Origin of the sequence: Citrobacter sp. Cpo091 (assembly GCF_030332645.1) — a bacterium.
In the GTDB taxonomy this organism is placed as follows: Bacteria; Pseudomonadota; Gammaproteobacteria; order Enterobacterales; family Enterobacteriaceae; genus Citrobacter; species Citrobacter portucalensis.
Genome location: NZ_JAOWHL010000037.1, coordinates 16,558 through 43,030, shown reverse-complemented (window position 1 = coordinate 43,030; position 26,473 = coordinate 16,558). Strand labels below are relative to the sequence as shown.

Sequence of the window (26,473 nt, the reverse complement as noted above, 5' to 3'; positions counted from 1 at the left end):
TCAGGCTGCCTGGAGATGTTGTGTATATCAGGAGAAGGCATAATGCGAATTGGACACGGTTTCGACGTACACGCTTTTGGCGGAGTTGGCCCAATTATCATTGGTGGTGTGCGCATCCCGTATGAAAAAGGATTGCTGGCGCATTCTGATGGCGACGTGGCGTTACACGCGTTAACCGATGCACTGCTGGGCGCGGCTGCGCTGGGGGATATCGGTAAACTCTTCCCGGACACCGACCCGGCCTTTAAAGGTGCAGATAGTCGTGAATTATTGCGAGAAGCCTGGCGGCGTATTCAGGCCAAAGGCTATACGCTTGGTAATGTGGATGTGACGATTATTGCTCAGGCGCCGAAGATGCTGCCGCACATTCCGCAAATGCGCGTGTTTATTGCCGAAGATCTCGGCTGCCATATGGATGATGTTAACGTGAAAGCGACCACCACGGAAAAACTCGGTTTTACCGGGCGTGGGGAAGGGATTGCCTGTGAAGCGGTGGCGCTACTCCTTAAGGCAACGAAATGACTGCGTTTGAAGATCTGACGTATCTCCATGGCAAACCACTGGGCCATGGCGTCCTGAAAGCGAATCCGGAAGACTTTGTCGTCGTCGAAGATTTAGGCTTCGAACCGGATGGCGAAGGCGAGCACGTTCTGGTGCGCATTTTGAAAAACGGCTGTAATACCCGTTTTGTGGCTGACGCGCTGGCGAAGTTCCTGAAAATTCATGCCCGCGAAGTGAGCTTTGCCGGGCAGAAAGATAAGCATGCGGTCACGGAACAGTGGCTGTGCGCGCGCGTACCCGGCAATGCGATGCCTGATTTAAGCAAATTTGAGCTTGAAGGCTGTAAAGTGCTGGAGTACGCGCGCCACAAGCGTAAGCTGCGTTTAGGGGCGCTGAAAGGCAACGAATTTACGCTGGTGCTGCGTGAAGTGAGCGAGCGAAATGACGTTGAAGCGCGTTTGCAGGCGATTAGCGAGCGCGGCGTACCGAACTATTTTGGCGCTCAGCGTTTTGGTATTGGCGGCAGCAACCTGCAAGGGGCGCTGCGTTGGGCGCAAAGCGATGCGCCGGTGCGCGATCGCAATAAGCGCAGTTTTTGGTTGTCGGCGGCCCGTAGTGCGTTGTTTAATCAGATAGTCAGTGAACGCTTGAAAAAAACAGACTTTAATCAAGTTGTTGACGGCGATGCGCTACAATTGTCGGGACGCGGAAGTTGGTTTGTCGCCACGCAGGAAGAACAGACCGAATTACAGCGTCGCGTCGATGATAAAGAATTGATGATTACAGCAGCATTACCGGGCAGCGGTGAGTGGGGAACTCAGCGCGACGCACTGGCGTTTGAAGAAGCCGCTATTGCTGATGAAACCGCGCTGCAGTCGCTGTTGTTGCGCGAGAAAGTCGACGCATCGCGTCGTGCTATGTTGCTGTATCCACAACAATTAAGCTGGAACTGGTGGGATGACGTAACCGTTGAGTTACGTTTCTGGCTACCGGCAGGTAGCTTCGCCACCAGTGTTGTAAGGGAACTTATTAACACAATGGGTGATTATGCGTATATTGCTGAGTAACGATGATGGGGTCCACGCACCCGGTATACAAACGCTGGCGAAAGCGCTGCGTGAGTTTGCTGACGTACAGGTGGTTGCCCCGGATCGTAACCGCAGTGGCGCGTCTAACTCGCTGACGCTGGAATCCTCACTTCGCACGTTCACCTATGATAACGGTGATATCGCCGTACAAATGGGTACACCTACCGATTGCGTCTATCTGGGCGTGAACGCATTAATGCGTCCGCGTCCGGACATTGTCGTGTCTGGTATTAACGCAGGTCCTAATCTGGGCGATGATGTTATCTATTCCGGTACCGTTGCGGCGGCGATGGAAGGTCGTCACCTGGGCTTTCCTGCGCTGGCGGTCTCACTTGATGGGCATAAACACTACGATACTGCTGCCGCAGTAACCTGCCGTATCTTACGGGCGCTGAGTCGCGAACCGCTGCGCACCGGGCGCATTTTGAATATCAACGTGCCGGATTTACCGCTGGATCAGATTAAAGGTATCCGCGTCACCCGCTGCGGTAGCCGCCATCCTGCGGATCAGGTGATCCCACAGCAGGACCCGCGCGGTAATACGCTGTACTGGATCGGGCCGCCGGGCGAAAAGTGCGACGCTGGACCGGATACTGATTTTGCCGCTGTCGATGAAGGCTATGTTTCCATTACGCCGCTGCATGTCGATTTAACCGCCTACGGCGCGCATGAAGTTGTTTCTGACTGGTTAGACAGCGTGGGAGCCGACACGCAATGGTAAGCAGACGCGTACACACTCTTCTTGAACAATTACGTGCGCAGGGCATCAGAGATGAGCTTGTTCTCGATGCACTTGCCGCCGTGCCGCGCGAAAAATTCATTGATGAGGCGTTTGAACATAAGGCCTGGGACAATATTGCCCTGCCGATTGGTCAGGGGCAGACGATTTCGCAGCCCTATATGGTTGCGCGGATGACCGAGCTGCTTGAGTTAACGCCGCAGTCCCGGGTGCTGGAAATTGGTACCGGCTCTGGCTACCAAACGGCGATTCTGGCGCACCTGGTGCATCATGTGTGCTCTGTTGAGCGCATTAAAGGTTTGCAGTGGCAGGCGCGTCGTCGACTTAAACAGCTTGATTTACATAATGTTTCTACCCGTCATGGTGATGGATGGCAGGGCTGGCAAGCGCGAGCCCCGTTTGACGCTATCATTGTTACGGCAGCGCCGCCTGAGATCCCAACTGCGCTAATGATGCAGTTGGATGAAGGCGGCATTCTCGTCTTACCCGTGGGCGACGAGCACCAGTTTCTGAAACGGGTGCGTCGTCGGGGAGGCGAATTTATTATCGATACCGTGGAGGCCGTACGTTTCGTTCCCTTAGTAAAAGGGGAGCTTGCGTAGATACAGGCAATGAATACCTGGAGTTTTCCTGGATATTCTGGAATTAGTAAGCGTATCGTGGTCACGTTTCCAGTGCCCAGTCCGATGCCTTGCACGGTGATTACGTCACTGGTTTTAACCAAATTTTCCTGGGGGATAAATGAGCGCGGGAAGCCACAAATTTACCGTTCGCCGCATTGCGGCATTGTCACTGGTTTCATTATGGCTGGCAGGTTGTTCAAATACCTCGAATCCACCTGCACCGGTCAGTTCCGTTGATGGCGGTGCATCAACGAACACCAATTCCGGCATGCTGATTACGCCTCCACCAAAAATGGGCTCGACGTCGACAGTACAGCAAACGCCACAGATCCAGCCGGTGCAGCGTCCGACCACACAGTCAACACAGATCCAGCCTGTCGCGGAACAGCCTGTTCAGATGGAAAACGGTCGTATTGTGTACAACCGTAAGTATGGGAACATTCCGAAAGGTAGCTATACGGGCGGCAGTACCTATACTGTTAAGAAAGGCGATACCCTTTTCTATATCGCCTGGATTACCGGGAACGATTTCCGTGATCTCGCACAACGCAATAACGTTCCGGCCCCGTATGGCCTGAATGTCGGTCAAACTCTGCAAGTGGGCAACGCGTCGGGTACACCGATTACTGGTGGGAATGCCATCACCCAGGCGGATGCAGCACAGCAAGGAGTTGTGACCAACCCTGCACAAAATTCCACCGTTGCTGTTGCTTCGAAACCAACAATTACGTATTCTGAGGATTCAGGTGAACAAAGTGCTAATAAAATGTTGCCGAACAACAAGCCTGCTGGGACCGTTGTCACAGCGCCTGTAACGGCTCCAGCAGTTAGCGCAACCGAATCAACTGCAAGCTCAACGTCAACCAGCTCGCCAATCTCTACCTGGCGCTGGCCGACTGACGGCAAAGTAATCGAAAACTTCGCGGCTACTGAAGGTGGCAATAAAGGGATCGATATTGCAGGCAGTAAAGGACAGGCTATTGTCGCGACCGCAGATGGACGCGTCGTATATGCCGGTAACGCACTGCGCGGTTACGGTAATCTTATTATCATCAAACATAACGATGATTACCTGAGTGCCTACGCCCATAACGATACAATGCTGGTCCGGGAACAACAAGAAATCAAGGCGGGGCAGAAAATAGCTACCATGGGTAGCACCGGAACCAGTTCAACACGCTTGCATTTTGAAATTCGTTACAAGGGGAAATCCGTAAACCCGCTGCGCTATTTACCGCAGCGATAATTCGGCGGAACCAGGCTTTCACGTGCTAGTTCCGTTAGGGATCACGGGTAGGAGCCACCTTTATGAGTCAGAATACGCTGAAAGTTCATGATTTAAATGAAGATGCGGAATTTGATGAGAACGGAGTAGAGGCTTTTGATGAAAAAGCCTTGAGTGAAGAGGAACCCAGTGATAACGACCTGGCTGAAGAAGAGCTGTTATCGCAGGGGGCCACACAGCGTGTGTTGGACGCGACTCAGCTTTACCTTGGTGAGATTGGTTATTCACCACTGTTAACAGCCGAAGAAGAAGTTTATTTTGCGCGTCGCGCACTGCGTGGGGATGTCGCATCCCGCCGTCGCATGATTGAAAGTAACCTGCGTCTGGTGGTGAAAATTGCTCGTCGTTATGGCAATCGTGGTCTGGCATTGCTGGACCTGATTGAAGAGGGCAATCTGGGACTGATCCGTGCAGTCGAGAAGTTTGACCCGGAACGCGGGTTCCGCTTCTCAACATACGCAACCTGGTGGATCCGCCAGACGATCGAACGGGCGATTATGAACCAAACCCGTACGATCCGACTGCCGATTCATATTGTAAAAGAGCTGAACGTCTATCTGCGTACCGCGCGTGAGTTGTCGCATAAACTGGACCACGAACCGAGCGCAGAAGAGATTGCTGAACAACTGGATAAACCGGTTGATGACGTCAGCCGTATGCTCCGACTCAACGAGCGTATTACCTCGGTAGACACCCCGCTGGGTGGCGATTCCGAAAAAGCGTTGCTGGATATTCTGGCCGATGAAAAGGAAAACGGCCCGGAAGACACCACGCAAGACGATGATATGAAACAGAGCATCGTCAAATGGCTGTTCGAACTGAACGCCAAACAGCGTGAAGTGCTGGCACGTCGTTTTGGTCTGCTGGGGTACGAAGCTGCGACACTGGAAGATGTGGGCCGTGAAATTGGTCTCACCCGTGAACGTGTTCGCCAGATTCAGGTTGAAGGTCTGCGTCGTCTGCGTGAAATCCTGCAGACTCAGGGACTGAATATCGAAGCGCTTTTCCGCGAGTAAGCACAAGTTCTATCAAGAAAGGCCAGTCTCATTGGGACTGGCCTTTTTCTATGTTTGTTGCCTGATGGCACTGCGTTTATCAGGCCTACGGGGAGCAGGACTTTGTAGGCCGGATAAGACATTTATGTCGCCATCCGGCAGATTAGTTCATCATCTTACGCACCAGACGTGTGAACTGCTCGCGTTCTTCTTCGCTAAGTCTGCCCAGAAACTCATCATCCACGCTATCGCCTAACGGAGTTGCGCTGGCCAGTAATGCTTCTCCTTGCGCGGTCAAATAAACAAACCGTCGACGCTTATCTGCCGGGTCATGTTCACGCCTGACCAGCTCCCGTTTTTCCATTCGGCTCAGCATTTCCGCAAGGGTTGCCTTGGTACAGACTGCGGCTTCGGTCAGGTCAACCTGCTCAATGCCGGGACGTTCAGCAATGGCGCGCATCACCGCATACTGTGGTTTGGTCAGAACCGGTAATTCATGTTGCCAGCGGGACGTATGCTGCTGGAAGAGCTGACGTAAAAGGTGAAATGCTTTATTTCGTAACGGCATGAGCGCTCCGGAATTCCTGTCAGTCTCTATCATAGCGGGTTACGCATCTTTTTTTAACAATTGCGGCTTTAGCGATCTGTGCTCGATGACCTTGCCCGAAATGTTATGTGAGAGTATTTTAATCAAAATGTTCGTACGCGAACAAAAATCGAGAGACTAAATGAGACTGATTGTCGGAATGACCGGGGCAACCGGTGCGCCCCTTGGTGTGTCGCTATTGCAGGCGCTGCGGGAAATGCCCGAGGTGGAAACCCATCTGGTGCTGTCAAAGTGGGCCAAAACCACTATTGAACTGGAAACGCCGTACAGCGTCCGTGATGTGTCTGCGTTGGCCGATTATTGCCACAACCCGGCGGACCAGTCGGCAACCATCTCCTCTGGATCGTTTCGTACTGACGGCATGATCATTATCCCCTGCAGTATGAAAACCCTGGCCGGTATTCGTGCAGGCTACGCGGAAGGGCTGGTGGGGCGCGCTGCTGATGTGGTGCTGAAAGAAGGGCGCAAGCTGGTTCTGGTTCCGCGTGAAATGCCGCTTAGCACGATTCATCTGGAAAACATGCTCGCACTTTCCCGCATGGGCGTGGCGATGGTCCCGCCGATGCCCGCGTATTACAACCACCCGCAAACGGTCGATGACATCACTCAGCATATCGTTGCGCGTGTGCTCGATCAGTTTGGTCTGGAACACCCCAACGCCCGTCGCTGGCAGGGTTTACGGCAGGCGCAGAATTTTTCACAGGAGAATGAATAATGGCATTTGATGATTTGCGCAGCTTTTTACAGGCGCTGGATGACCAGGGGCAATTGCTGAAAATCAGTGAAGAAGTTAACGCCGAGCCGGATCTGGCTGCGGCAGCCAATGCGACCGGGCGCATTGGGGACGGTGCGCCAGCGCTGTGGTTTGACAATATTCGTGGTTTTACCGATGCCCGCGTGGCGATGAACACTATTGGTTCGTGGCAGAATCACGCCATCTCTTTAGGTCTGCCGCCAAATACCCCGGTGAAAAAACAGATTGATGAGTTTATCCGCCGTTGGGATAAATTTCCGGTTACGCCGGAGCGTCGCGCCAATCCGGCGTGGGCTGAAAACTGTGTTGATGGTGATGAGATCAACCTGTTTGATATTCTGCCGCTGTTTCGCCTGAACGATGGCGACGGCGGTTTCTATCTTGACAAAGCCTGCGTGGTGTCGCGCGATCCGCTGGATCCGGACAACTTTGGCAAACAGAACGTCGGCATTTATCGTATGGAAGTGAAGGGTAAACGCAAGCTTGGCCTGCAGCCGGTGCCGATGCACGATATCGCGCTGCACCTGCATAAAGCCGAAGAGCGTGGTGAAGATCTGCCGATTGCCATCACGCTGGGTAACGATCCGATCATCACCCTGATGGGGGCCACGCCGCTGAAGTACGATCAGTCGGAATACGAAATGGCGGGAGCACTGCGTGAAAGCCCGTATCCGATCGCTACCGCGCCGCTCACCGGCTTTGACGTGCCATGGGGTTCAGAAGTGATCCTCGAAGGGGTCATTGAAGGTCGTAAGCGTGAAATCGAAGGGCCGTTTGGCGAGTTTACCGGGCACTATTCCGGTGGACGTAATATGACGGTCGTGCGTATCGATAAAGTCTCTTATCGCACCAAACCTATTTTTGAATCGCTGTATCTGGGGATGCCGTGGACGGAGATTGACTACCTGATGGGGCCGGCAACCTGCGTACCGCTTTATCAACAGTTGAAAGCCGAATTCCCGGAAGTGCAGGCGGTGAATGCCATGTATACCCACGGTTTGCTGGCGATTATCTCCACCAAAAAACGCTACGGTGGCTTTGCCCGCGCGGTGGGGCTGCGCGCAATGACGACGCCGCATGGCCTGGGTTACGTGAAAATGGTGATTATGGTTGATGAGGATGTAGATCCGTTCAACCTGCCGCAGGTGATGTGGGCGCTGTCTTCGAAGGTCAATCCGGCGGGCGATCTGGTGCAATTGCCGAATATGTCGGTGCTGGAGCTTGATCCGGGTTCCAGTCCGGCGGGGATTACCGACAAGTTAATTATTGATGCGACCACGCCGGTTGCGCCGGATAACCGTGGGCACTACAGCCAGCCGGTATGTGATTTACCGGAAACGAAAGCCTGGGCAGAAAAACTGACCGCCATGCTGGCCAACCGTAAATAAGGAGTAGCAGATGATTTGTCCACGTTGTGCCGATGAACATATTGAAATGATGGCAAACTCGCCGGTAAAAGGTATCTGGACGGTATATCAGTGCCAGCATTGTCTATACACCTGGCGTGATACTGAGCCGCTACGCCGTACCAGCCGCGAGCACTACCCGCAAGCGTTTCGCATGACGCAGAAGGATATTGATGACGCACCGATGGTGCCGAGTATTCCACCGCTGCTGGCAGAAGATAAGCGCTAATCAACACGCCGGGTGCGGCTTTGCCTTACCCGGCCTACATATAGTGATATTTTATAGGCCCGATAAGCGTATCACCATCGGGCATTACGGCGTTACACCAGACTCTTCAACCGGTAGATCCACTCCAGCGCCTGGCGAGGCGTTAGCGAATCCGGGTCGAGATTTTCCAGTGCTTCAACGGCGGGCGACGTTTCTTCCGGAGCTGACAGGAGCGACATCTGCGTGCCGTCGACCTGAGTTGCAGCAACATTCGGCGCGATGCTTTCCAGTTCGCGAAGTTTTTGCCGCGCGCGTTTAATAACCTCTTTTGGTACACCTGCCAGGGCAGCTACTGCCAGACCATAGCTCTTGCTCGCCGCACCATCCTGTACGCTGTGCATGAAGGCGATGGTATCGCCGTGCTCTAACGCATCCAGATGCACATTCGCGACGCCTTCCATTTTCTCCGGTAACTGAGTCAGTTCGAAATAGTGGGTGGCAAACAACGTTAATGCTTTGATTTTATTGGCCAGATTTTCCGCGCACGCCCACGCCAGCGACAGGCCGTCGTAGGTGGAGGTGCCGCGTCCAATCTCATCCATCAGCACCAGGCTGTTCTCGGTGGCGTTATGCAGAATGTTGGCGGTTTCGGTCATTTCTACCATGAAGGTGGAACGACCGGAGGCCAGATCATCCGCCGCGCCCACGCGGGTAAAGATGCGGTCGATAGGCCCGATCTCCACTTTTTGCGCCGGAACGTAGCTGCCGATGTAGGCCAGCAGCGCAATTAACGCAGTCTGGCGCATATAGGTACTTTTACCCCCCATGTTCGGGCCGGTGATAATCAGCATCCGTCGCTGAGGCGAGAGGTTAAGTGGGTTGGCGATAAACGGCTCGGTCAGCACCTGTTCAACCACCGGATGACGTCCCTCGGTAATACGAATACCAGGCTTGTCGGTGAAGGTCGGGCAGGTGTAATTCAGGGTATAAGCGCGTTCTGCGAGGTTGACCAGTACGTCCAGTTCTGCCAGCGCGCTGGCGCTTTGTTGCAAATCAGCCAGGTGCGGCAGCAGCATGTCGAACAGCTCATCGTACAGCTGTTTTTCCAGCGCCAGCGCTTTGCCTTTTGATGTCAGAACTTTGTCTTCGTACTCTTTCAGCTCCGGAATAATGTAGCGTTCGGCATTTTTCAGCGTCTGGCGACGCACATAGTTAATCGGCGCCAGATGACTTTGCCCGCGACTGATCTGAATGTAGTAGCCGTGAACGGCGTTAAACCCAACCTTCAGCGTATCAAGGCCGGTGCGCTCGCGCTCACGGATTTCCAGTCTGTCCAGATAGTCAGTTGCGCCATCAGCCAGCGCTCGCCACTCGTCCAGTTCTTCGTTATAGCCGGGGGCGATGACGCCACCGTCGCGAACCAGCACAGGTGGAGCTTCCACTACGGCACGTTCCAGCAGTTCACGCAGCTCAGCAAACTCACCCATTTTCTCGCGCAGCATCTGTACGGGAGCACTGTCTACGCTTTCCAGTTGTGCGCGCAGTTCCGGTAATTGCTGGAATGCATGACGCATACGGGCCAGATCGCGCGGGCGCGCGGTACGCAGGGCCAGACGTGCAAGGATACGTTCAAGATCGCCGACCTGACGCAGCACAGGTTGCAATTCACCGGTGGAATCCTGTAGCGCGCCGATGGTCTGTTGGCGCTCAGTGAGGACTCTGGTGTCACGGACCGGCATATGCAGCCAGCGTTTGAGCATACGGCTGCCCATCGGCGTCACGGTGCAGTCGAGTACTGAAGCCAGCGTGTTTTCAACGCCGCCCGCCAGGTTCTGGGTAATTTCCAGATTGCGGCGCGTGGCGGCATCCATAATGATGCTGTCCTGCTGACGTTCCATGGTGATGGAACGAATATGCGGCAGCGAGGTACGCTGGGTATCTTTTACGTATTGCAGCAGGCAGCCAGCCGCGCATAATCCACGCGGGGCGTTTTCTACGCCAAAGCCAATCAGATCCCGCGTGCCAAACTGCAGGTTTAGCTGCTGGCGAGCGGTATCGATTTCAAATTCCCATAGTGGACGACGACGTAATCCGCGACGTCCCTCAATCAGTGAGGTTTCAGCGAAATCTTCGGCATACAACAGTTCAGCGGGATTGGTGCGCTGCAATTCTGCGGCCATGGTCTCGCGGTCGGCGGGTTCGCTAACACGAAAACGCCCGGAGCTGATATCCAGCGTTGCGTAACCATAACCTTTACTGTCCTGCCAGATAGCGGCCAGCAGGTTGTCCTGGCGTTCCTGTAACAGCGCTTCATCACTGATGGTGCCTGGCGTGACGATACGCACCACTTTGCGCTCGACCGGACCTTTGCTGGTCGCCGGATCGCCAATCTGTTCACAAATAGCGACGGATTCACCCTGGTTGACCAGCTTGGCGAGGTAGTTTTCTACCGCATGGTGAGGAATGCCCGCCATCGGGATTGGCTCGCCCGCAGACGCGCCGCGTTTGGTCAGGGAAATATCAAGCAGCTGAGACGCACGTTTCGCATCGTCATAAAACAGTTCGTAAAAGTCGCCCATGCGGTAAAACAACAGTATCTCCGGGTGCTGGGCTTTCAGCTTGAGATACTGCTGCATCATTGGGGTGTGGGCGTCGAAATTCTCTAGTGTACTCATCAGTTTATGATGTCCATGTTCTTAAATTTTAATGAGTTAGTGATATTTGTTGTTGTCATTGAGTTTCACGTTGTCTCATTGGATCTCATGAAATCCTACATTTAAATGTAGGTTAAAGTGTAGCTTGCCAACCTATAGCCTGGTAAAATATGACTACATACAGCACAACCTACATTTCGTTTCATAAATGCGTAGGGAGCATGATAACGGAGTCTTTATGGCAGGAAAACAAGAGGGAAAGCCACTTTCGTTTAAAGCGGTAGAAATGATGAGGCTTGGCGATAAAGATCGGGCTGATGTTGGCGAAAACAGAGGCTTACGAGTTACGTGTGGGGCTACAGGCGTCAAATCTTTCTTCTATCGTTACACCAGCCCTCTGACGGGCAAACTTGCCCAGGTCAAAATCGGTAACTTCCCGCAGACTTCTCTTGCTGCTGCACGTCTTAAACTCAACGAATTAAAGCTCCTCCGACAGGAGGGTCGATGCCCTGCGTCAGTGCTTAAGCAAGATAAGCTCCTGCGTGCGATTGAAGCTGAACAGGCTAAGATCCCTGAATTGACCATACAGGGATTAGTTGAATTGTATCTTACCGAGCGTATTGAGGATCGTAAAACGAAGGACGGGAAGGTTATTCCCCCGGCGCCAGAAAGCCGAAAGGGCAAGCTGAGGTTCGTCGTACTCTCTATGGTGACGCCGTTAAAAGCTTAGGAACCCGAAATGCTGCTGAGATTACGCGCCAGGATGTCATTAATTTAATCAATGGCATTGTAACTCGAGGTGCTACTGTACAGGCTGGTAATGTACTGAGGGAGCTTTCACTCGCATATGAATTTGCAATTGGGCTTGGGCGCTTTGATGACAGTTTTGCGAATCCGGCGTTGTTAGCAAAATCCAGCTTACGACAGACCAGAATTAAGCTCACAAACGGACGAGGAACAAGAGTACTGAGCGAGGACGAGCTTGCTAAATTCCTTAAATGGCTTCCGGGCTCTGCTTATACGCCAACGATCAAAAACGTATTACGTCTGACCCTCTGGACCGGGTGTCGTACCGGTGAAGTCTGCAATATGGCATGGAAGGATGTTGATCTTGAAAAAGGCACCATTCATCTTAGAGAAACCAAGACAGGGACAGAGCGTTACGTTCAGTGATCGGATCAAGCGATCGACTTTCTCAAAGTACTACGCCTTACCTCTGACAAATACCTATTTCCTTCTCAGGCTACTAAGAAGCCAATCCAGCAGAAGTACCTAACTGAAAACTCATGGCGTTTACGTGAAAGCGGTCAAATGCTTGATATACCTCATTGGACGCCGCACGATCTGCGTCGTACAGTGCGGACAGGACTATCACGTTTGCAATGTCCAAATGAGGTGGCTGAGGCCATATTGGGGCATACGCGCGGTGGTGTTGAGGGGATTTATAATTTGTATAAGTATGATGCTGAGTGCCGGACGTGGTTGCAGGTGTGGGCTGATTATTTAGACAAAGTTAAAATTTAAACTGCACCTTCAAAAAATACTGTTCCGACTTTAATAGGTTAATTTTAAACAGTCGATGAATCCTTGTTTTTGAGCATTTGGGTGCGCTCTTATGTGACTATAAAAATTCGAGCTTGCAGAGAGTAAAACATTAGCCAAAAACTATTGCCTTAGAGGCCCCGTTTGATATGGCGACACAACAAATTCAATTGAAAACCGTTCATGAACTACGCACTTTCCTTGCAGATGGACGGCCCCAACGCTTTTTCATCCCAGCCTACCAGAGAGGGTACCGTTGGTCCTCGTTCCAGATAACCCAGCTTTTGGATGACATCCACGAGTTCACTCAGCGACCCAACCCTCAGCCTCAGGAGTTCTACTGCTTACAGCCCTTAGTAATCAAATCGCGGCCACAAGGGGACTGGGAGGTAGTAGATGGTCAGCAACGGCTGACCACACTTTTGTTGATCCTTCGTCACTTTAACGAACGGTTGGCTGAGCGCTTCCGTCAGCCACTCTATAAGCTGGATTATGAAACTCGCCCCAAACTGCCGGCCTTTTTAGAACAGCCTTCCTCTGAACTGGCGGAGACTAACGCTGACTATTTTCATCTTTATCTAGCTATGCAGACCATAGAGGACTGGTTTGCTCGACACGAGAGTGAGGTGGAAACGATCAAGGCTGCGATAATAAACCAGGTCAAGCTCATCTGGTTCGAATTGGCAGAAGGAGATCATCCGGTTGAGGCTTTCACTAGGCTGAATGTAGGTAAGATACCGCTAACATCAGACGAACTTATCCGCGCGCTGTTTCTGCGTAGAAGCACCGGTGCCAGTGCTGATCCCACAAGCGCTCAGTTACGCATAGCCTACGAATGGGACCAGCTGGAAAAAGCCCTCCAAAACGATGCTTTTTGGTACTTCATAAGCAACAAGCCAGCTCCTGCCCAGAACCGCATTGGCCTATTGTTTGAACTGGTCGCGCAAGAAGACGGTTTATCGCAGTTATGGCAGTATGACACCTATGCAACATTTCATCATGTCAATGGGCGACTCAAGGCATCCGGTGCTAGCGTTGAAGACGAGTGGGCACGCATTAAGTCCAGCTTCCTGCAGTTAGAAGAATGGTTTGAGGATCGTAGGCTCTTCCATATGGTGGGTTTTCTGGTTCATCAACGTGTCGGAATCAACGATATCCGCAAACTGGCGCAAGGCACGACTAAGAGCAGTTTCGAGCTGACTTTGCGTTGTAAGATCTTCCACCTCGTGACAGGTGATGCGCTGTCTGTTCCTGTGAGCGAGGAGGTTGTACGAGAGCGCCTGTCTACACATATGGATGGACTTAGCTACGATCGTAAGTCGAGCCACGGCCGCATTCGTGCTTGGCTGCTTCTATTCAACCTCTCAACCTTGTTGCAAGATGTGCGCTCAAATTTGCGTTTCCAGTTCGACAGTTTCAAGACCCAGTGCTGGGATATCGAGCATATTCGCTCCGTTAGCGATGACAGGCCTGGCCGTACGGATGCGCAAAGGACTTGGCTGGAACATTGCCTTAGATTTCTGGCTACGCAAGGCTCGAATAATGCTTTACACGAAGAGATTAAGATCAACTTAGTTGACCAAGCAGCCTCTAAGCTTCCGGAAGTGTTTGACGAACTGTATGACAGAGTGCTGGAGTTTTTTTCCGAAGCGGGGGAGTGGGAGGAAGAGCATGGTTTGTGCAATCTGACTCTGCTGGATGAACATACCAACCGCAGTTACGGCAATGCTGTGTTTGCGGTAAAGCGCCAGAGATTACTATCCCTAGATCAGGCCGGTATCTTTGTGCCGCTGTGCACTCGCAACATTTTCCTGAAATGCTACAGCCCCCAGGTGGGCAATGCTCTGTTCTGGGCTGAGCATGACCGAGAAGCTTACGAAATAGCCATGCTGGATACACTCACCCACTTTTTCTGCGGCAGTAAAAGGGAAATTCAATGAACCTAGGCCAACAAATCACCTATATTCAGCTGCTGCAACAGCATACACATATCCAAATCCCGATTATTCAGCGTGACTACGCCCAAGGCCGGCCTGATGAGCAAGAGGTTCGTGATACTTTCCTTGCCGCACTGGAAGATGCTCTGCTCAAGCCCGCTCATGACGTCAGCTTGCCGCTAAATTTAGATTTTATTTATGGCAGTGTTGAAGAATTCCAAGGAAAGACACAGTTCCTACCTTTGGACGGGCAGCAGCGTTTGACCACCTTGTTTCTGCTTCATTGGTATTTGGCATGGCGCGATAGCGCCTGGGAAGAATTTACAGCATTGTTCGTGGCAGAGGGAAAGTCTCGTTTCCGCTACGGAGTTCGGCCTAGTAGTAATGACTTTTTTGACCAGTTGGTGGTGTATCGTCCAACCGAAGGTGTGGACGAGGTGGTTTCGCTTGCGGACATTGTATGCGATCAACCTTGGTTTTTCCGAAGCTGGCTACGCGACCCCTCTATCCAGTCTGTTCAAGGCATGATGGACGCCATCCATGAGCGCTTTGCAACTCATTCGAACTTATTCGCTAGACTGGTAGACGAAGCTCGTCCAGCTGTCACATTTCAACTCCTAGGTCTGCATGACTTTGGCCTCTCGGATGACCTTTACATCAAGATGAATGCCCGGGGAAAGCCTCTCACTGAGTTCGAAAACTTCAAGGCTCGTTATGAGCAGTTGCTTAAAACTAAGTTTGTAGATCGCAGGTTTTATATTGGTGACAGCTCATTTCCCATCCATGAATACGTGTCCATCCAACTGGACACGCATTGGGGGGACTTATTCTGGCAATTTCGTGACAAAGAAAGCAACCTATTTGATCAAGCTTTCCTTCGCTTGTTTAGGGTGGTGGCTTTGGTAACGCGAGACTCAGGGGGAGAAGCATTCAATAAAGATACCGAGCTGTTGCGCAATCTATATAGCACATTGTTATTCCAAGACTACCATCACCGAGATTGGCTTGATGAGCGTTTTTCTACGTCGCTTATTTATTTGCTGGATACGTTACACGCAGAAAAAAATAGATTGTACACGGGGTTGCTAAACGATCAGTTCTTTAATGAGTCATCCATACTAGGAAAAATTATTAGTCCGTACTTCACCTCCCTAAGCTATAGCGAAGCGGTGCAGTTCGCGGCCTATGTGGGCTATCTCCACAAACATAAGGGCAAGCCTGGGCCAGAGGCATTCCATCACTGGATGAGAGTTATCAAAAATCTGTCAGTGAATACTACCTATAACCGGGTAGATGATTTCCGGCGTAGCATCGAAAGTGTGAATGCACTTTTGATTCATGCAGATAGTATTTTGGAGTATCTAGCGAATCCCGACAACTCTGTGGATGGCTTCAATAGGCTTCAAATTAACGAGGAGCGCATCAAGTGTGCATTGATGCTAGCCCATGAAGGGTGGGGGCCTCTTATCCAAACCGCGGAGGTACATGGATACTTTGCTGGACAAATTGACTTCCTAATAGAGTACTCAGGTGTAGCGGACCAGTTTAAAATGGTAGCTCCCTGTGACTGGACCGCTGACCAACATCTTGAGCTCCAGCATGCCTTTGAGCACTACTGGAACTGGGCTCATGCTACCTTTTCGAATGTTGGCTTAAAGGAATTAGGTGCGTACTATTGGCTGCGGGCTCTGTTGAGTTTGGGGGACTGCTTACTGCCAAAGGGAAAAAATCAGTCCTTCTTAGTTGATCGTGCAGATGATGAAGCCAGCTGGAAGCGATTCTTACGCTCTGAGGGAAAACGTGGTCTGCTGAAAAATCTGTGGGACCGAATGAATCCACATATTGACTTGTCGAATCAACTGGAAGATGTCATTTCTAGTGCGCCCCTGAGTGAGGATTGGCGACGATTGATCGTCGGTACGCCGGCAGTCATCAAGTTTTGTGAAGCTCGAGCCCTTCGCGTTGAGTCTAACGAGAAGGTTTACATACTAAAGCGCAGCCAACTTAATGGTGAACATGCCGAGTTGCTCACATTCTGCCTTTATCAGAAACTTAGGGATAAATTTCAAGATTTTAACAATTTAAATATAACTTATATGACCGCAGTAGGCACTGCCTTCTGCCCTTATATCAGACTGATTTGCCTTCAGACTGATGAGGGATGGCCTGAATTCAGCATTATCGCAGAACGCAACCAATTCATCATAAGAACAATATTACCTACAAAGGAAATTGATCTACAAATTGGCACCACGCTTAGAGACATTTTTCACTTCCAAGAAAATGATTATTTTCAGATAGCGACGGACAGCCGTGATGTTGAACATGTGTTGGAGCTGCTAAATGACCGCATTTCAACAGCGTCTGAATTACCATTAAGCTAAATGAGTTGCTAGCTGTTGTGGGATTTACTTTAGTATGAAAATTGTTAAAAATGACATAAAGGGATATTAAAATGAAAAATAAAATAAAATCTAAACAGGATTTATTAAAAAGGAGACTGCAACAAGTTGCTAAACCGCTTGTCGCAATAGTTAGTGGGACTATTGCTGGCGGGGTGTCTGGTATCGGCGGTGGTGGTGTGCTGCCGGGGGCTGCAGGCGGATTTTTATCAACTGTTTTATTTGATTGGGCTACTCGGAGTTTGTCTAAAATAGAAGTTGAACGAGTTGTTTCAGTTGTATCTATAGCAGCAAAGAGGGCTGAGAGGTTTATAGAAGTTGATATGCTTCCTGTCAGGAATGATGGTTTTTTTGGAGAGCAAGGGAATAGAAGTAAAGAGTCAAAATCAGTAGAAATGCTAGAGGGAATAATAACTGTAGCAAAAAACACATATGAGCAGCAAAAAATAAAATATATTGGTAACTTATATGCATCGATGTGTTTTAACGAAAAGATATCGTTACAACAGATGTCTTCCTTTCTAAATTTTGCCAACAGATTATCTTATAATCAATATTGCTTATTGGCCGGTTTTATGGACAAGGAAAGAGAGTGCATTTTGCATATTCCTCAGGTGAAGTTTGAGGCAGGAAAAACTACAGCAGAGCAGATCGTTGTCTTAACTGAACTTTACGATCTAATTCAGTTAGGGTTTATAGTATCCCATAAGCCAGTTAATTATTTTTTAAATATCGATATAGCATCACTAAAAACGCAGGGGATTGGAGTGGCTTTATGGGATAGTATGGGGCTAAATCAAATACCATATTCTCAAATCAGGAAGGTATTATCGCCGTTGGGGGTAACTTATAATGAAAAATTATTGGGAGATCACAATCCCAAGTCGAAACCACATAAAGACGACGGGTTGGATATCACAATTGAAGAACTAATTGATTATCAAATAGATATTTATCAAAGTATCGCCATTGGAACGGTAGAAGACTTTATTGAACGAAAATAATAAGGTTTAAAATATTTTCAAGGTGGGCTTGTCTGGAGTTAATTTATAAAGCATCACAGCTTTTTAATTAAAGTGGACTTGCTTATAGTCATGGTTTAATTTGCTATAAGCAGTTGCATGAGGTCGATGAACTTAATTAACCGAGAATGTTTGTACTTTGCACTCTACGTTGGGTAAATTTTTATTGATACCGGCAGTTGTTGTAATGGTGCTGACCATGCACATGCCAGGTACGTTAGATTTAACAATAAAGGGAACATTAGCAGGAGGAACTTTTTCTGGCTCAGCTGTATTGTGTGTAATTAACCAACTAAATGCGATAATAGCTACAATGGTAAGTGTGATGATCTTTTTCATGGAGTTTCCTTTTGGGATAAAGCATGAATTACTTCACCCAAAAGGAACCAGAATGTTATTCAGTGATTATAATCCTGATACATTAATATAAAACTGTCCTTTACCATCGTCAGTTTTTTGTATCCGGTAAGTTATTGGCAATGACTGCTGCGCCCCAGGTTTTGTGAATGCCAGATCAGCCGCGCACTGATAAACGTCAAGGCTTGACTCATGGCTTACCGTCCTGACGTTTTCAACAGAAATCTGCACATCCTTATCCAGTGTCATCCCTTTCTCTATCGTTTTTCGCGCTATATCAACGACCAGATTCTTAGCATCATCGCTGTTGCATTTGGGTGTCTTATCACCGCAACCGGCCATTAAACTTGCTGCTGCCAGCACCAGAAGTATGTTCAATTTCATTCATTGTTTCTCTTCAATTCAAAAATGGTTGTATTTTACTTTTTGTTGTATTGACCATCCATTAAGCCCGCCGCAGAAGCCCCGCAGTATCCTTCACAACCACGAGTCATCACGCTGGTTTTTCCATTATTCATCTCACTGAGCACGGTAACACACTGGCTGGAACTATCATTCCAGACCCAACGGCGTTTCTGATTCTCGCCTGCAGCGATTTGTTGTGCTGTACCTTCCATGTTGCAAGTCCCTGACCCATCTTTGGTTGATGCGTTGATGCTAAACTCCGCATTACCGTTCCCTGGCTTTAGCGTTAAAACTGCACCGGGCTTAGCGTATTGAGCTGCGATTGCCGGGAGGGCTAAGGTTGTCAGTACTAACGCAAAAACTGTTCTTTTCATCATTAAATTCCTTGTTAGTTGATACGAATGTTTTTGGTGATTTTCCCCAGTGCCAGCGGCCTGCGTTTTTCCACAAAGAAATACACTACGTTGAAAGCTGATTTGCGATGATTCCCACGACCGAGAGATGGCCAGTTGCGAAAGGATTCGATCTGTTCTTCTGAATAGGGAGTATCTGAGAAGTCAAACAGGACAAGCAGGGCTTTGCCGTTGTGCTTCATCAGTTTCTTCACCTCAGTGCTATTAACGGTTGCGGAGACATTGGAACGAGCCGCAGTTGGCTTACGGACGGCAAACTCAACGGCCACATCGTCAATGACAAAATCAATGAAGCCATGCCCGGATACCGTTCCTGGTGGTTTGCTTTTTACTTCCGGCGAGACGTTATCCGCAAACCAGCCCAGTAAATAGCAACGCACTAATGGCAGTAGTTCACGCTCGCTACATTCATTCAGACGCAATGTTTTGACAAATTCGCGCCGGTAAAGAGAGCTGAAAAAGTACTCAAAGCAGTCCGTTATCTCAGTAATAGTGGTTGCCACAGTGTTCCCCTTTTCAGGCCACCTTTGTTCGAAGATTCAGCTAATGGTGATTTTGGCACCACTTGATTGCTCAGTTATAGCCTTTAATAGTCTATAAGTGAGTATTTCATCGATTTTATGTCCATTGGTGATGTTCATGCAAGAGTAAAAAAGCCCCAGACTTCCTCTTATGGACGTTCTGGAGATCAAATGATGGTTAAACTGGTAGCAGATTCAGCTGATAAGTTGGTAGGGCAGCGTATTCAGACCAGACGTAAGGAAGCTGGGCTAACTGCAGCCGATCTCGCAGAGACTATTGATATTTCTCAGCAGCAACTCTCTCGCTACGAGCGAGGAACTAATAAGATCAACGTTGCTCATTTAGTTAAAATTGCCGTTGCCTTAAAAACTCCAATAAGCTGGTTCTTTATTGATTGCATGGAGGGTTTAAACGTTTCTAATATGCCGTCTAACTTTGTGGCTGGACTTGATGCCGAATTAAAACAGCGTCTCGATCAAGTCTGGAATAAGTTGGATAGCTCTAAAAAGAAAAGCCTTATCCATTTTTTAGATGAATTCACAAAACCACATTAAAATTAGTTCCCAATTGAAACTATTTGCATTGAAAGTATATTCCTGGTAAAATGTCATTACTGGATAGTGTCATATTATTCAGTGGCTGATACTCAAGCTGATTTCCAACTTAGCATTTTATTTTATATCCCTTGTGACGGGAGGACGTCTGTCGTCTAAAGAGTCAGTACGGGTTATGAATAATTAGTTGTTTGAGTCATCAATACCAACGTATATTTACCGGAATAAACATGATGAATATTATCCGTCAGGAAGGGCTATCTATGCCCGTAAGTCAGGAACTGATTAATATTATTTTCTCTGAAATCTGCAAGAAACCGCCTCTCAAGCCCAATAACTATGCTATCACCTTATTATTCAAGGATGTCAATTATAGCTTTGAAAATGGTGGCTTCCATCCTGTCGAAATAAGGCTTGTTTCCCGCAATGATGAATGGTATTTCGATTATATCACTGACTTCAAATATATGGGCATAGACCCGGAACTCGAAAAAGAGATCGATATTAGCTGGAGCCAGCGGTATGTCTTCTTGTCCTATACCGGTGATTTACCACCAGGGGACGGGCGCGACATCTTTGCTCTCTGGCAGCGTAACTTTGTCCACTATCACTTCCTGAATATCTACGCCCCCACGGTTATCTGGGAAAGCTAATCCCACCGCACTGATTACCCATTATTACAACGGAGATATGATCTGTGACTGCAAACAGAGGGATACACGCGTCAGTACAAGGGGAGCTTGATAGTCTTTGTGGCGCGTACTGTCTGGTCAACATGCTGAGCTGGCTCTACGACGGCAGGGTGAAGCGCAGACCACTCATGAACCGGCTTTTCCTGGTCTACCAGCAACGGTGGCCATTACATGAATGGTTAGCTGACGGGATAGATGAAAACCGGCTCGACTGGCTGATTAAGCAGGTACTCCAGAAAGGTCACTACAACCGCCAGTTTCCGGTCAAAATCTACAAACCTTTCGATGAAAGTCGCGGTCTTGTGGAAGGGCGAGTTTTCAGTGAAATGAGGGGGTTCCTGGCAGTAACAGACCACTCCCGCCTGATTATGCTCAGCGACCAGTTTCACTGGTCCCTTATCACCAAAATGGACGAAGAAACGCTCTGGTTCTTCGACAGCAATGGGCGAACCACCATGCCCCGCAAAGCCTTCTCCTTACGTACTGGCGTGACCCGCCGCCAGTTGTTTCCCGAAGCCATTTACTTTATCGAACGGGAGTTCTGAATATGACGACGTTTACCCTTCGTGAAACCCGCATCCTTGACCGTGCCCGCGACATCATCAGCCGGTACTACCAGCCAGGTATTCAACTTTGCTCCCCTGATGATGTAAGGCGGTGTGTGATGTACGAAATGGCCCTGCTGGAACACGAAGAGTTTGGCATCATCCTGCTCGATAACCAGAACCAGTTGCTGCACCGCGAAATTCTGTTCCGGGGATCGTTAAATACGGTCAGCGTTCACCCCCGGGAGGTTATTAAGCGGGTACTCAAGCATAACGCCGCCGCTATCATCCTTGTCCATAACCACCCCAGCGGTGAGCCTGAACCCAGCAAGTGCGATATCCAGATGACTAAAAGATTGCAGGGGCTTCTGGAAATGCTCGATGTGAGGTTACTGGATCATTTTATAGTGGCCGGGACTGAGACGGTGTCCTTGGCTGAGCGAGGGCTGGTGTGATGCAGACAGTTACCTGGTTTAATACATGTTATAACAGGTCAGCCGCATGAGCAGGGCTGCGCTGCGCCAGGTCGCACCGGTGGTGGAAACCACCATGCTGGACGCCTATATCAGCGGTCTTGCGCCATCGGGACGGCGAGGTATCACCAGCTTGTTAAACCGCAGCGCCAGCATACTCAAACGCGGTGCGGAAGCAGCCAGCTACCCCTGGGAGCAACTTAGCTTCGCCGCCGTCGCTAAAGTACGTGCGGCACTGCTGGATGGCGGTTACGCCGTGTCGTCGGTCAACATGGCGCTGTCAGCACTCCGGGGCATCGCGCAGACGGCCTTTAACCTTAATTGCCTGGAGGCGGACACACTTGCCCGTATCCGGGCAGTTAAGCGCGTCAATGGCGACAACCCGCGCAAGGGAAGGGCACTCAGCCGGGAAGACGTGCGTGCACTCATTCAGGCCTCTAAACAGCATCCGCAACGTATCCGCCGTTGTCGTGATGCCGCCATTGTAATGACGCTTTGCGGTGCGGGTTTGCGGGCCGGGGAACTGGTCAGCCTTGAGCGCCGGGACTATGACAATGGCATCCTTACAGTCAGGCAGGGGAAGGGGCGTAAATACCGTGAGATACACGTTGCGGCAGCGGTAGATAAAGCCATCCGCGCATGGTTAAAAGCCTGTGGCGAGAAAGAGGCCGGGGATGCATTGTTTAACCGTGTTCAGCGCAACGGCAAGGGTGTCAGCCATGCTCTGACAACAACCGGTTTAACCGGCATCCTGGAGCAATTACAGCATAATGCAGGCATAGCGCGTTTTACTCCGCACGACATGCGCAGGACCTTCATTACGCGCTTGCTAGAGCAGGGCGTGGATATTAACACTGTACGCCAGCTGGCAGGGCACAGCGACATATCCACGACTACCCGCTATGACTGCCGTGTGGATAAGGTAAAAGTCAGTGCCAGCCGACGGATACAGTGCTACTAGAACACTCCCTTCTCTTACTCAATAATTAGCGGCTCCCGTCGAAGCGTGCAGGTGCGGGACTGGCGGTGATTTTAATATAATGCTTCAATGCCGGTGGACGCGAAACGCCCCGTGGATCGCCGATGAACGGGAGTTTCATAAAGGGCGTCGCTGGTATTTCAACCCGCCAGGTTGTATCGCCAATAAAGCTGAATTCAACTGCATTAGGTTGTATGTTCAGGTCCGTAAACGATCCTGTCAGATATGCGCCACCCAACGTCAGTATCTCTTTCACACCCTCTTTCAGGTCGAGCAGTGCGATTTTAAGCGCTTCTTCATAGGGAACGTCATCGGTAAGAAATAACAGGATGCGTTTATCATCAACCTGAACAGCAGCTTCTATCACCTGTACTGGAACCATAATGCCCGTACCTTTTCCAGCAATCAGGACTTCATATTTTCCCATTGATGTCGGTGTAGGTTCTTCCCTGAGCATAAGTGCTACGTTGTCGAGCTGCTTAAACATAGTTAGTCCCAGAATCCGCTGATTTCCCATGCGGCAATCGCACCGCCAACAAAAGCACCAATAACAACGCAAACAGGTGCGCCAGGACCACACATCAGTCCCGCCAGCGCTCCTCCTCCCCACGCACCTGCAATCCCGGCGCTACTGATGGCAAGCTGCCGTTGAGTCTCTAGAACTCTATCCTCAGCTTCATAGATCTGGTAGACAGCTACTGCAAGAGAAAGGAATATCAATCCACGTCCGGCACCTGACAAACGCTGCATTTTGATATTTACTTCGAGGTTGGATTTACCAGCCGATTGCACCACGGCGCTGTAAACCGCGTTTTTCTGTGAAACAGAAAGATTATTAAAGTTAACTTTGTCGCCGTACAACGCCTTTGTTTTATAGGCTATCAGCTCATTGAGCGTCTTGCCCTGCGCCTTCATTTTTTGCGCCAGTGCTTTGCCAACAGGTGTGCTTCGGTAGCGGATAAGCTCCATCAGAAGGTTGCGCGTCTGGTTAGCTTCCTCTGCGGCTTTTTCCCAGCTAATGATCCCGCGTGAAGCTTTGGCGTAGAGATCGTCAGACATGGCTTTGATGCGACGTGAGTACTCAAGTCTGAGCTTTGGATCAACATACAATACGCCCGAAGCAGCATTCACATCACCCTGTAGCGTTGCGATTGCCCGCTCCAGCTTTTTCTTTCCTTCACCATCAAGAGACGCAAGTAAAGCAGTATCCATAGCGCTTCCACCCTGTGTTCGTAGCCCAATAAAGAGTAGCAACGAAACGACAGATGGGAAATAACTCAGATAAGCGTAGAAAAGGCAAAGAAATCGAAAAAAAAACGCCAACCCCTTGTCCCCCAAGGGCTCTGCACGAGGTAGCATTTATTGGCATTCATTGCTTAAACCCGACGAGTTGGCTTTATGTTTTTTGCTAATGTAAGAGCAGAGCCCTTGGGGGACTAAGGACGATCGCTTTCAACCCTACAACTCAGCGGCATTCCTGGTTAGTTTCAGGGGCGCATGTTTCTTGTTTTTTCGTTCAATGCACTCGTTAATATTCGCAGGGTTACATATCCAGGCTACATCACTTCGCGTCCATTTTGGGCCAGCGGACAGTGCTTTTAGCTTGGGCTTTTTGACTTCACATTCGTTGAGTTTTTCTGCAACTGAATCGTACCTTTCCTTATCAGTCGCGCCTGTGAAATATAACTTGTCGAAGCGACCTCTGATGCGCTGATAAACCGCGTAAATATCCATGGATATCTGACATGTTGCTGCGGCAATTTTGTGGTGTTCCTCAAGGCCTTCGACAGAGTTTTCCTCATTATCGTCAAAGAGCTCGTTGTACATGTGGCTTACGCAAGTGCTTATGACATGAGCGGCTTTTTCCCCGTCGATTGTATGTGGATTAAACCCGTCACCCGTCAATTTTTTGGCAATCAGTGACAACTTATGCCGGGTGTCCCTCCCGAGATAGAGCTTCTTCTGCAGGAGTTCAAATGTCTCGTTACGACTCATGCGCTCACGATGGCATACCGCATCTGCTTTTTTACTGGGTTCCCTCATTTCCTTCTCCAGTTAATTTAATTACTGGTTATTTTACCATCATTGAGCCTCAAGGAAAGCCGCGCGTTTTCAAGAAGGTTTTTGGTGGCATTAATTCGTTTTATAGCGAAGGAATTTTGTAAGGAAGGCTGATTCAGGCCTGTTAAGGCCATCCGCAAGCCAATCGTCACGCTTTTTCATGCTTGTAAATAACCCCGCTCCTGAAGCAGCTCAAAGGAGCACAAGCATGAACACCAACCGTATTCTCCGTAAAAAAGAAGTTCTTCATCTGACCGGGATTTCCGCCGCCACGATGTACCGACTCATATCAAAAGGGGATTTTCCCTCATCCAAAAAGCTCACTGGCGATGGTGGTCGGGCTGTGGGGTGGGAGTTACATGAAATTCAACGCTGGATTCAGTCACGCGGGCTTAGCAATACACGTGCTCTGTAAGCCTCATTCCACCCCTGACATACCAACTATATAAACAGTAACAGTGATGGTACCTGCATGTGCATGAGTGATCACTGTTGCTGCTATGAACTATTGGAACAGAATATGAAGCAGCAATTTAATCGTGAACGGGTGACATCTTTAACTGACAAAGTTCCTCTGGGAGTTAATGGTGCAGGCCAGTCTATGTATGGAGGTGTAGACAAACTGGCATGGGTAACGGATATGCATGACTGGAAGAAAAATCTTGTACTCAAACAGCGTTTGCTTGGCCTTGTTTCAGGTGATGACTATCTGATAGAAGTTCGGCCTGCTGGCAGGGATGAGTGCGATGGACATTATCGCCAGGTAGTGGAAATTCGACTGAAAGGTACAACGCGTAATCACCCCATACTGCTGGTGATCCATTTTGACCCAACCAGTAGGCAACGCGGATTTCAGCGAATGGAATTCAGTCCCCAGCACTACTCTTCGCAACGGATAACGGATTTGTTTGTGTGGCTGGGGCGTAAGGGGCGCATAGGTAAGTTCCTGTATCGCGGCTTGCGCAATGCCTGGGTAACAACTATCCACTACGCACTGGATGTGGTTGGCATGAAACTCCATGATTATTTCATTGGGTTGTCTGGGGTCAGGAGGGGCGATTTTAATGATTTACATGGTGAACAAGAAGGATTAAGGCTGGGGTCTACGACCATTGTGGCCTCCGTATACGAAAAGGTTGATGCACCGGAGATAAGTACTCAGAAGAGGTACGAGCAAACGGTTCTTGTTCTTGATGAGCACCAGTTCCGGCGGTTTCTGCGTCTGGAATTGCGTTTGTCTCCTGGCAAGCAAAAACTAATGCTGAACAACCTGCATAATATGGAGAACCTGATTGCTAAGCTGGCTTTTTATGATCATGACGCGCTGGCAGATCCGATGCTTGAACCCAAGTTCGCCCGCTTACTACGTGAATATGTCTCTTATCCGGTAGCCAGAGCAAAGTACAAGCCGTCAGCGACTATAAATGGTAAGCAGGTCAGCCCAACGAAAAAAGCTGCTGACAAGCGCGTTGATAAACTCATGGCGCGTTACCGTATCCAGTTGTTCGACTCAGAGGCTATCTGGGCTATGTTGCCGCCTGTGCTGGATAAGCTTGGGATTCTTGCGCAGCCGCAGTACTGGCAATACAACCTTCGTCTGAAGTGGCTTCAATTGCGTCAGAAACAGGGATAATAGTGTTGCGGCAGGGATGCCGTTTGTTGGGTGTCGTGGAAATGGACAGTGTATGAAACCAGAATTCTGTAAAAAG

27 protein-coding genes and 2 pseudogenes are annotated in these 26,473 nt (G+C 49.7%); 20 read left to right on the top strand and 9 right to left on the bottom strand.

The annotated features are described in order from the left end of the window. The first annotated feature begins 42 nt into the window (after positions 1-42). The 6 genes from ispF to rpoS all read left to right on the top strand — a co-directional run bounded on the left by ispF (position 43) and on the right by rpoS (position 5,252). Complete coding sequence (gene ispF, locus OGY04_RS15430; protein WP_020996297.1) at positions 43-522, top strand: 2-C-methyl-D-erythritol 2,4-cyclodiphosphate synthase; 480 nt, start codon at positions 43-45, stop codon at positions 520-522. Continuing rightward, a complete protein-coding gene (truD, locus tag OGY04_RS15425; protein ID WP_008785673.1) occupies positions 519-1,568 on the top strand; it encodes a tRNA pseudouridine(13) synthase TruD in 1,050 nt (349 codons plus the stop codon). Before ispF ends, truD begins: the two co-directional genes overlap by 4 nt. Next, the gene (surE, locus tag OGY04_RS15420; RefSeq protein ID WP_003825728.1) at positions 1,549-2,310 is read left to right on the top strand and encodes a 5'/3'-nucleotidase SurE; all 762 of its coding nucleotides are present in this window, start codon (positions 1,549-1,551) and stop codon (positions 2,308-2,310) included. Before truD ends, surE begins: the two co-directional genes overlap by 20 nt. Beyond that, positions 2,304-2,930 carry a protein-L-isoaspartate(D-aspartate) O-methyltransferase gene (locus OGY04_RS15415; RefSeq protein ID WP_003034172.1) on the top strand — a complete coding sequence of 209 codons (627 nt, stop codon included), beginning with the start codon at positions 2,304-2,306 and terminating at the stop codon, positions 2,928-2,930. Before surE ends, OGY04_RS15415 begins: the two co-directional genes overlap by 7 nt. A 184-nt stretch (positions 2,931-3,114) precedes the next feature. Continuing rightward, positions 3,115-4,197, top strand: coding sequence for a murein hydrolase activator NlpD (gene nlpD, locus OGY04_RS15410; RefSeq protein WP_223849051.1), 1,083 nt, complete (start codon positions 3,115-3,117; stop codon positions 4,195-4,197). Between the two features lie 62 nt (positions 4,198-4,259). Continuing rightward, positions 4,260-5,252 carry an RNA polymerase sigma factor RpoS gene (rpoS, locus tag OGY04_RS15405; protein ID WP_000081498.1) on the top strand — a complete coding sequence of 331 codons (993 nt, stop codon included), beginning with the start codon at positions 4,260-4,262 and terminating at the stop codon, positions 5,250-5,252. Between the two features lie 142 nt (positions 5,253-5,394). On the opposite strand, the gene OGY04_RS15400 is transcribed toward rpoS, so the two are convergent. Continuing rightward, on the bottom strand, positions 5,395-5,799 hold the full coding sequence (locus OGY04_RS15400; protein ID WP_286585574.1) for a MarR family winged helix-turn-helix transcriptional regulator: 405 nt from the start codon (positions 5,797-5,799) through the stop codon (positions 5,395-5,397). Between the two features lie 160 nt (positions 5,800-5,959). Between OGY04_RS15400 and OGY04_RS15395 the strand changes: the two genes are divergently transcribed. Genes OGY04_RS15395 through OGY04_RS15385 form a run of 3 tightly spaced genes read left to right on the top strand, consistent with a single transcriptional unit; the run spans position 5,960 to position 8,227 of the window. After that, complete coding sequence (locus OGY04_RS15395) at positions 5,960-6,553, top strand: non-oxidative hydroxyarylic acid decarboxylases subunit B (protein ID WP_125363203.1); 594 nt, start codon at positions 5,960-5,962, stop codon at positions 6,551-6,553. Further along, positions 6,553-7,980, top strand: coding sequence for a non-oxidative hydroxyarylic acid decarboxylases subunit C (locus OGY04_RS15390; protein ID WP_048215658.1), 1,428 nt, complete (start codon positions 6,553-6,555; stop codon positions 7,978-7,980). The genes OGY04_RS15395 and OGY04_RS15390 overlap by 1 nt, the downstream gene beginning before the upstream one ends. Positions 7,981-7,990: 10 nt before the next feature. Next, complete coding sequence (locus OGY04_RS15385; protein WP_008785668.1) at positions 7,991-8,227, top strand: non-oxidative hydroxyarylic acid decarboxylases subunit D; 237 nt, start codon at positions 7,991-7,993, stop codon at positions 8,225-8,227. Between the two features lie 92 nt (positions 8,228-8,319). Here OGY04_RS15385 and mutS read toward each other — a convergent pair whose 3' ends face one another. Beyond that, the gene (gene mutS, locus OGY04_RS15380) at positions 8,320-10,881 is read right to left on the bottom strand and encodes a DNA mismatch repair protein MutS (protein ID WP_286585573.1); all 2,562 of its coding nucleotides are present in this window, start codon (positions 10,879-10,881) and stop codon (positions 8,320-8,322) included. Positions 10,882-11,098: 217 nt separating this feature from the next. Here mutS and OGY04_RS15375 point away from each other — a divergent pair. From OGY04_RS15375 to OGY04_RS15360, 4 genes and pseudogenes are all read left to right on the top strand, one after another. Continuing rightward, positions 11,099-12,384 (top strand): annotated as a pseudogene (locus OGY04_RS15375) (tyrosine-type recombinase/integrase). 167 nt (positions 12,385-12,551) lie between these two features. Then, a pseudogene (locus tag OGY04_RS23240) lies at positions 12,552-13,166 on the top strand (DUF262 domain-containing protein); the annotation flags it as partial. Between the two features lie 1,172 nt (positions 13,167-14,338). After that, positions 14,339-16,723: a DUF262 domain-containing protein gene (locus OGY04_RS15365; RefSeq protein WP_286585570.1), complete on the top strand. Its 2,385-nt coding sequence runs from the start codon at positions 14,339-14,341 to the stop codon at positions 16,721-16,723. A 71-nt stretch (positions 16,724-16,794) separates the two neighbouring features. Further along, positions 16,795-17,745: a hypothetical protein gene (locus tag OGY04_RS15360; RefSeq protein WP_286585569.1), complete on the top strand. Its 951-nt coding sequence runs from the start codon at positions 16,795-16,797 to the stop codon at positions 17,743-17,745. Between the two features lie 132 nt (positions 17,746-17,877). Here OGY04_RS15360 and OGY04_RS15355 read toward each other — a convergent pair whose 3' ends face one another. From OGY04_RS15355 to OGY04_RS15340, 4 genes are all read right to left on the bottom strand, one after another. Next, a complete protein-coding gene (locus OGY04_RS15355; RefSeq protein WP_286585568.1) occupies positions 17,878-18,102 on the bottom strand; it encodes a hypothetical protein in 225 nt (74 codons plus the stop codon). Between the two features lie 66 nt (positions 18,103-18,168). Next, a complete protein-coding gene (locus OGY04_RS15350) occupies positions 18,169-18,504 on the bottom strand; it encodes a hypothetical protein (RefSeq protein WP_286585567.1) in 336 nt (111 codons plus the stop codon). Positions 18,505-18,539: 35 nt separating this feature from the next. Then, on the bottom strand, positions 18,540-18,899 hold the full coding sequence (locus OGY04_RS15345) for an acyl-CoA dehydrogenase (RefSeq protein ID WP_286585653.1): 360 nt from the start codon (positions 18,897-18,899) through the stop codon (positions 18,540-18,542). Positions 18,900-18,913: 14 nt separating this feature from the next. Beyond that, positions 18,914-19,441 (bottom strand): hypothetical protein, encoded by a 528-nt coding sequence (locus tag OGY04_RS15340; RefSeq protein WP_286585566.1) that lies wholly within the window; start codon positions 19,439-19,441, stop codon positions 18,914-18,916. Positions 19,442-19,633: 192 nt separating this feature from the next. Here OGY04_RS15340 and OGY04_RS15335 point away from each other — a divergent pair, with 192 nt between their 5' ends. The 5 genes from OGY04_RS15335 to OGY04_RS15315 all read left to right on the top strand — a co-directional run bounded on the left by OGY04_RS15335 (position 19,634) and on the right by OGY04_RS15315 (position 22,685). Continuing rightward, positions 19,634-20,014: a helix-turn-helix domain-containing protein gene (locus OGY04_RS15335; RefSeq protein WP_286585650.1), complete on the top strand. Its 381-nt coding sequence runs from the start codon at positions 19,634-19,636 to the stop codon at positions 20,012-20,014. 233 nt (positions 20,015-20,247) lie between these two features. After that, complete coding sequence (locus OGY04_RS15330; RefSeq protein WP_286585648.1) at positions 20,248-20,667, top strand: DUF2787 family protein; 420 nt, start codon at positions 20,248-20,250, stop codon at positions 20,665-20,667. A gap of 122 nt (positions 20,668-20,789) precedes the next feature. Further along, positions 20,790-21,251: a hypothetical protein gene (locus OGY04_RS15325; protein WP_353655332.1), complete on the top strand. Its 462-nt coding sequence runs from the start codon at positions 20,790-20,792 to the stop codon at positions 21,249-21,251. Positions 21,252-21,253: 2 nt separating this feature from the next. Continuing rightward, positions 21,254-21,706, top strand: coding sequence for a RadC family protein (radC, locus tag OGY04_RS15320; RefSeq protein WP_286585563.1), 453 nt, complete (start codon positions 21,254-21,256; stop codon positions 21,704-21,706). A gap of 46 nt (positions 21,707-21,752) precedes the next feature. Next, the gene (locus OGY04_RS15315) at positions 21,753-22,685 is read left to right on the top strand and encodes a tyrosine-type recombinase/integrase (protein ID WP_286585561.1); all 933 of its coding nucleotides are present in this window, start codon (positions 21,753-21,755) and stop codon (positions 22,683-22,685) included. 25 nt (positions 22,686-22,710) lie between these two features. Here the strand turns inward: OGY04_RS15315 and OGY04_RS15310 are convergent, their stop codons facing one another. From OGY04_RS15310 to OGY04_RS15300, 3 genes are all read right to left on the bottom strand, one after another. Next, positions 22,711-23,190, bottom strand: a complete 480-nt coding sequence (locus tag OGY04_RS15310) for a hypothetical protein (protein ID WP_286585560.1) — start codon at positions 23,188-23,190, stop codon at positions 22,711-22,713. 2 nt (positions 23,191-23,192) lie between these two features. Beyond that, complete coding sequence (locus OGY04_RS15305) at positions 23,193-23,915, bottom strand: hypothetical protein (protein ID WP_045509885.1); 723 nt, start codon at positions 23,913-23,915, stop codon at positions 23,193-23,195. Positions 23,916-24,161: 246 nt separating this feature from the next. Continuing rightward, positions 24,162-24,746, bottom strand: a complete 585-nt coding sequence (locus OGY04_RS15300; protein WP_045509459.1) for a hypothetical protein — start codon at positions 24,744-24,746, stop codon at positions 24,162-24,164. 226 nt (positions 24,747-24,972) lie between these two features. Between OGY04_RS15300 and OGY04_RS15295 the strand changes: the two genes are divergently transcribed. Both OGY04_RS15295 and OGY04_RS15290 read left to right on the top strand, forming a co-directional pair. Next, positions 24,973-25,179: a helix-turn-helix transcriptional regulator gene (locus OGY04_RS15295; RefSeq protein WP_039079225.1), complete on the top strand. Its 207-nt coding sequence runs from the start codon at positions 24,973-24,975 to the stop codon at positions 25,177-25,179. A 105-nt stretch (positions 25,180-25,284) separates the two neighbouring features. Continuing rightward, positions 25,285-26,397: a hypothetical protein gene (locus tag OGY04_RS15290; protein WP_286585559.1), complete on the top strand. Its 1,113-nt coding sequence runs from the start codon at positions 25,285-25,287 to the stop codon at positions 26,395-26,397. Positions 26,398-26,473 lie beyond the last annotated feature (76 nt).

Coding starts and splice junctions, on each gene's coding strand:
- ispF (WP_020996297.1), top strand. CDS start 43: ATGCGAATTGGACACGGTTTCGACGTACACGCTTTTGGCGGAGTTGGC.
- truD (WP_008785673.1), top strand. CDS start 519: ATGACTGCGTTTGAAGATCTGACGTATCTCCATGGCAAACCACTGGGC.
- surE (WP_003825728.1), top strand. CDS start 1,549: ATGCGTATATTGCTGAGTAACGATGATGGGGTCCACGCACCCGGTATA.
- OGY04_RS15415 (WP_003034172.1), top strand. CDS start 2,304: ATGGTAAGCAGACGCGTACACACTCTTCTTGAACAATTACGTGCGCAG.
- rpoS (WP_000081498.1), top strand. CDS start 4,260: ATGAGTCAGAATACGCTGAAAGTTCATGATTTAAATGAAGATGCGGAA.
- OGY04_RS15400 (WP_286585574.1), bottom strand. CDS start 5,799: ATGCCGTTACGAAATAAAGCATTTCACCTTTTACGTCAGCTCTTCCAG.
- OGY04_RS15395 (WP_125363203.1), top strand. CDS start 5,960: ATGAGACTGATTGTCGGAATGACCGGGGCAACCGGTGCGCCCCTTGGT.
- OGY04_RS15390 (WP_048215658.1), top strand. CDS start 6,553: ATGGCATTTGATGATTTGCGCAGCTTTTTACAGGCGCTGGATGACCAG.
- OGY04_RS15385 (WP_008785668.1), top strand. CDS start 7,991: ATGATTTGTCCACGTTGTGCCGATGAACATATTGAAATGATGGCAAAC.
- mutS (WP_286585573.1), bottom strand. CDS start 10,881: ATGAGTACACTAGAGAATTTCGACGCCCACACCCCAATGATGCAGCAG.
- OGY04_RS15365 (WP_286585570.1), top strand. CDS start 14,339: ATGAACCTAGGCCAACAAATCACCTATATTCAGCTGCTGCAACAGCAT.
- OGY04_RS15360 (WP_286585569.1), top strand. CDS start 16,795: ATGAAAAATAAAATAAAATCTAAACAGGATTTATTAAAAAGGAGACTG.
- OGY04_RS15355 (WP_286585568.1), bottom strand. CDS start 18,102: ATGAAAAAGATCATCACACTTACCATTGTAGCTATTATCGCATTTAGT.
- OGY04_RS15350 (WP_286585567.1), bottom strand. CDS start 18,504: ATGAAATTGAACATACTTCTGGTGCTGGCAGCAGCAAGTTTAATGGCC.
- OGY04_RS15345 (WP_286585653.1), bottom strand. CDS start 18,899: ATGAAAAGAACAGTTTTTGCGTTAGTACTGACAACCTTAGCCCTCCCG.
- OGY04_RS15335 (WP_286585650.1), top strand. CDS start 19,634: ATGGTTAAACTGGTAGCAGATTCAGCTGATAAGTTGGTAGGGCAGCGT.
- OGY04_RS15330 (WP_286585648.1), top strand. CDS start 20,248: ATGAATATTATCCGTCAGGAAGGGCTATCTATGCCCGTAAGTCAGGAA.
- OGY04_RS15325 (WP_353655332.1), top strand. CDS start 20,790: ATGCTGAGCTGGCTCTACGACGGCAGGGTGAAGCGCAGACCACTCATG.
- radC (WP_286585563.1), top strand. CDS start 21,254: ATGACGACGTTTACCCTTCGTGAAACCCGCATCCTTGACCGTGCCCGC.
- OGY04_RS15315 (WP_286585561.1), top strand. CDS start 21,753: ATGAGCAGGGCTGCGCTGCGCCAGGTCGCACCGGTGGTGGAAACCACC.
- OGY04_RS15310 (WP_286585560.1), bottom strand. CDS start 23,190: ATGTTTAAGCAGCTCGACAACGTAGCACTTATGCTCAGGGAAGAACCT.
- OGY04_RS15305 (WP_045509885.1), bottom strand. CDS start 23,915: ATGGATACTGCTTTACTTGCGTCTCTTGATGGTGAAGGAAAGAAAAAG.
- OGY04_RS15300 (WP_045509459.1), bottom strand. CDS start 24,746: ATGAGGGAACCCAGTAAAAAAGCAGATGCGGTATGCCATCGTGAGCGC.
- OGY04_RS15295 (WP_039079225.1), top strand. CDS start 24,973: ATGAACACCAACCGTATTCTCCGTAAAAAAGAAGTTCTTCATCTGACC.
- OGY04_RS15290 (WP_286585559.1), top strand. CDS start 25,285: ATGAAGCAGCAATTTAATCGTGAACGGGTGACATCTTTAACTGACAAA.